The organism is Bacillus cereus, from assembly GCF_002567495.1.
Taxonomy (GTDB): domain Bacteria; phylum Bacillota; class Bacilli; order Bacillales; family Bacillaceae_G; genus Bacillus_A; species Bacillus_A cereus_AQ.
In genome coordinates this window covers 1-4,498 of record NZ_NVAP01000105.1, presented here as the reverse complement: position 1 = coordinate 4,498, position 4,498 = coordinate 1, and the positions used below count along the sequence as shown (strand labels likewise).

The following is a 4,498-nucleotide window of genomic DNA, read 5'->3' as shown; positions in this document are numbered from 1 at the left end:
AGTCCCGGTAGAGCCGGTAGTTCCAGTGGTTCCAGTAGTCCCGGTAGCCCCGGTAGGACCAGTCGGGTGATGTGGGAGAATAATATGGTTAATATCTAAAAGTGGAAAGTTAATGAATATATCTTTATTTTGATAATCTATCAAAATCACCTCACTAGTATATTTAAAGAAATAGTAAAGTAATAATTCTTATGGGTATTTCATTTCTATATTATTAATGTCATTTATTTTGGAACCAGTAAATAGCTATCGTGACTATATTTAAAGATAAAGAGCGCTGTTAAAGGCGCTCTGAGACAAGTTTTATGTTAAAAAAGGGAATCAAGTTATTATGTGCATACTGTTTTACAATGTTGTAGATTTTTCATTAAAAATAAAAAGATTTTATAAAATTTTAAATTTGTATTATTAGGGATAGTCACCATACGATAAAATATGCTTGTTTAATATAGATGTGTGTCAAATCTATCAAAAGATATTATAGTGTGCATAAGAAAATTTAAGTATTAATTGGCTAGTATTGTGTTTCTAATAAAGAAATATGAAATATATGATTCAGGAAAGCTCTACCCTGTACATCATTATAAAAAACATAATTATACATGTTTAGTTTATGTAGGTTATATAAATGTGTGTCTAAATAAATCTAGTTCATGTTTTCTTTATGGACTCTGATAAGTAAAATACATTATTTTCCAAAAAAGAAAGCCCATCGCCTTTAGACGTGGGGTGAAAGTGAGGGGGGATATGGAGTACCACTAAAAATCGTAAGGTTCGTTGTACTTTTAAGTATCCAAAGCTTTCGAAAGTAAATGATGCATTATAACTAGAATAAATGATTATAGAAAAACATTTTAAAGTGTTTGAGACAAAAATCACTGTATCTCATGCAGTTGCACAGTTTATGGACACGTTCTTATTTTGCTTCTATTGCTAGAAATGTATCAATTTAAAATACTTTGTTAGAATCACGATTTGTTAGCACATACTAGCGGCTTCAGTGACAGATGGTAGAAATAATTTACGTGGTATTGTAATAATTTCAAGCGCTATCTGCGTTGAATAAAGAAAGATTTGAGTTAAATCTAAGGCGTGGGTTAATAGTATTAGGAAGCTTGTAAGAATTACAAAGCTACCCCAAAAGAAACTTTTTGAAGTGTTGCGGAAATCTTTTATTAAGGAAAAGAAAGAAAAAAATGCGGTAACAATGAGAATGAAAAATTTATACTTATCAGCCATTATGACCCTCCTAAATAACAGTAATTTATATTATACCGTATTTTTCAATATTATTATAAAAAGATTTTAAAGTGAATAACAGGAAAAAATAAGGCCGTAACTCTTAAAACATTAGTTTTGATTTTATTTTTTAAGAAACGGTATGAAAGATTATAGGCTGGTGATATGAGATTAAATAAGGGGAATCTGCGTGCGGCAAGAGTCCTAGCTCAGATTTCTACTAGAGATAAGTAGTTAGTTGGAGTAGGTAGATTAATAAAAAATGGATGGATGTGGAAACTAAATATTTAGGACATTAAGTACAAAGGTCAGGAAATATAGTTTGGTATTCTGAGAATAACCGGAGGTCCGTAGTTAAGGTTGCATAGTATTTATATTTTTTTTCTAATTTTTCAATTGTTGTTAAGTGATGAGAACCTAATCCACGCCTTACACTATGTTGAGAAAGAGTCGGTCCAATTTGCAATTTTCGTTTTTTTATTGCATCGTTCCATGGACTATAAAAAAATTTGAAAATAAAAGCAGGTTCCATGTAAATGCTATAAGGATAATGTGAACCATGTCTCCCGACTCTATAGTTCCCGTGCCAATTATTGTGAATTAATCTACCGTTAAGATATAGTTGATTTGGATTAGGCTGAATTATTATGCCGTGATAACGTTGTTTAACAAGCGGAGAGCTATATCTTGGATTAGTGTAGCCATGAGTCGGTTCATCAATCATCATAATCACTCTTATTGAAAACATATTGCCGCCCATAGTGTTAAGTGATTTGAAAAATTGTTCTTTATTATAACAGCATAGGAATTCTGTCGTATTTAATACCAATTTCCATCCTGTAATTTCTCTTTCAATTTCCATAACTTCTTGATCAACTAAATAAGCATCAAATTCGAGTGATTTTGAGTTTCGTATTTCCCAATTAGGAGCGAATATTTTACAGATTTCAACTGAACGATCAGTGGATCCACGGTTAATAAGAATGCCATGATCAAAAAGCTTTGTATGGTGCATTAACCACCATGGAAGTAAATATTCTTCATTGTAAAAATGAGAAATTAAAGTAGTCTTAATCAAAATCACCTCCGTATTTAACCTGCTTTTTATTTAATATGATATGGAAGGAACCTCATTGTTAGAAGGTTCCCTCTTAAAAGTTTTAAACAAATAGGGTATATGGGTGAATTAGTATATAAAGTAGTCTGAGTGATGAAGAGTGGTATTAAAAAGTATAAAAACCTAAAATGAGAATGAGTATTGAATTAGTGTATAACGATTGAAATAGCACTGAAAACTAATAATACAGCCATAATGATGTTAAATAATTGATTGTGTTTTAATAAAAATTTTTGAAACATGGAACCGAATAAGCTCCAACTAAATGTACTTGTTAAACCGACTATACCAAGAAATAATGAAAAAAGAAGAAAGCTTGAATATGAATTGTAGTAAGGAAGGATAAAAGTTGATACTACAGTCAGTCCGAATAAGATTCCTTTAGGATTAACGAATTGAAGAGAAATCCCCACTGTAAATAAGTTTTTATTATCTTTTTTACTGGGATTCGTACTGCTTTTACTAGTGAGTATTTTAACAGCTAAATATAACATATACGCTACACCTAAAGTTTTTAAAGGGAATTCGATTATGGGTAAGATATTAAGTAGTACAACATTAAAGAAACTACATAAAGAAGTGAGGATAAAAAAACCAAAAGCTACTCCAAAACAAAACTTCATGCTCCTTTTTAATCCGTGTTGATTTGCGTATGTCATCGCTAAAAAATTGTTAGGACCGGGTGTGAAGCTACTTATAAAAACAAATAATAAAAAAGAAAATATAGGCATTTCAAAACCCCCTAATTATTTTTGTATGTTATAATGACCGAAAAGAACAGTATAACGTGTGCTTTTTATTATACATAACGGTCGTTATATTGTATAGAGTGTGGGAGTGTTTTTTATGGAAGAAATTCAACTGATTCTGGCGAAAAATTTAAAAACAATACGAGAAAAGGAAAAATTAAGTTTAGAAAAAGTTTCCCAATTAACAGGTGTGAGTAAAACGATGATTGGACAAATTGAAAGAGGAGAATCAAGCCCGACACTAACAACAATATGGAAAATTGCGAATGGCTTGAAGGTTTCTTTTACCTCTTTAATCAACAATCCGCAGCCTGATACGAAAGTGGTTTTACGAAAGGATATGCAAGTATTGTCTGAAGATAATGGGAGATATAAAGTGTATCCATCCTTTCCTTTCCAAGATGATAGAAACTTTGAAATCTATACGGTTGAAATTGAAACAGAAGGAAATTTAAGTTCGGAAGCACATAAAGAGGGCACTGAGGAATTTATAACGGTATTTGAAGGGGAATTGACAATTGAAATAAACGATTGCCAATATAAATTAAATAGTGGAGATTCAATACGATTTAATGCAGATAGACCGCACGCTTATATTAATACAGGAAGAACATTAACCCGAATAACTATGACGATTTATTATCCAGCCTCATAAGTTTGTAGTGATCTTAAAAACCGAAAGAAAGGCGTAATGATAAAACCATCTATAAGAGATGGTTTTTATTGTTTATCATTCACAAAAAAAGACACTCATTTGAGTGTCAACATAGTATTACTCTCGCGTATAGGATTGGAGAATGTCTCTCAAATACGTATTGAGATGGTTCGTAAAGGAGAAACTGTCTTCATATTTACTGTAACATCGGCATGGATAGAATGTAAATTGATAATGTATATACCGAAAATTTAGTATAGATAGTTTCTACTATGGATATAGTACAATATGTTTTTTATTGCATGATCATTGTCGTCAAATTAAAAATTTTTATAATAAAAAAGAATGAATCATTTTTTAATCGATTCGTATAATTGTTAGAGAGGAATACGTTGAACGGCCAGTAATTAAATTAACGATGAATAATGTAAGGTAAGTTGTATTACGAGGATTTAAATTAGTAATTGAATTATTATTATAATTTGGAATTGATATTTTGGAAGAAAAAGAGAATGGTTATTAATATATTCCGTAATGATAGATTTATAATTATGTAGATTAGTTAAAAAATATGTGGAATGAGGTATTAAATTGAAGCGGAATGACAAATTATCAATGAATAAAGGTATGATAGGGCATGAAAATATTGGACCTACTTTTCCAGTTCTTCCACCAATTTATATTCCAACTGGAAGTACAGGGGCAACCGGCCCGACCGGAGTAACCGGTCCAACGGGA

Annotated in this window: 5 protein-coding genes and 1 pseudogene; 2 read left to right on the top strand and 4 right to left on the bottom strand. The window is 31.0% G+C overall.

Translation table 11 applies throughout. The features are described from left to right. The 4 genes and pseudogenes from COK05_RS30470 to COK05_RS30455 form a co-directional block, all read right to left on the bottom strand. Positions 1-120 (bottom strand): annotated as a pseudogene (locus COK05_RS30470) (collagen-like protein); the annotation flags it as partial. Positions 121-978: 858 nt separating this feature from the next. Next, positions 979-1,239: a hypothetical protein gene (locus COK05_RS30465; protein ID WP_098615490.1), complete on the bottom strand. Its 261-nt coding sequence runs from the start codon at positions 1,237-1,239 to the stop codon at positions 979-981. 295 nt (positions 1,240-1,534) lie between these two features. Next, entirely contained in the window at positions 1,535-2,317 is a 783-nt protein-coding gene (locus tag COK05_RS30460; RefSeq protein ID WP_141539321.1) for a glycosyltransferase family 2 protein, read from the bottom strand. A gap of 185 nt (positions 2,318-2,502) precedes the next feature. After that, entirely contained in the window at positions 2,503-3,087 is a 585-nt protein-coding gene (locus COK05_RS30455) for a LysE family translocator (RefSeq protein ID WP_098615488.1), read from the bottom strand. Between the two features lie 115 nt (positions 3,088-3,202). On the opposite strand from COK05_RS30455, the gene COK05_RS30450 reads away from it, so the two are divergent. Then, positions 3,203-3,760: a helix-turn-helix domain-containing protein gene (locus COK05_RS30450; RefSeq protein ID WP_098615487.1), complete on the top strand. Its 558-nt coding sequence runs from the start codon at positions 3,203-3,205 to the stop codon at positions 3,758-3,760. Positions 3,761-4,351: 591 nt separating this feature from the next. Further along, positions 4,352-4,498 (top strand): exosporium leader peptide-containing protein (locus COK05_RS30445; RefSeq protein ID WP_141539320.1); only part of this gene is annotated, 147 nt, incomplete at its 3' end.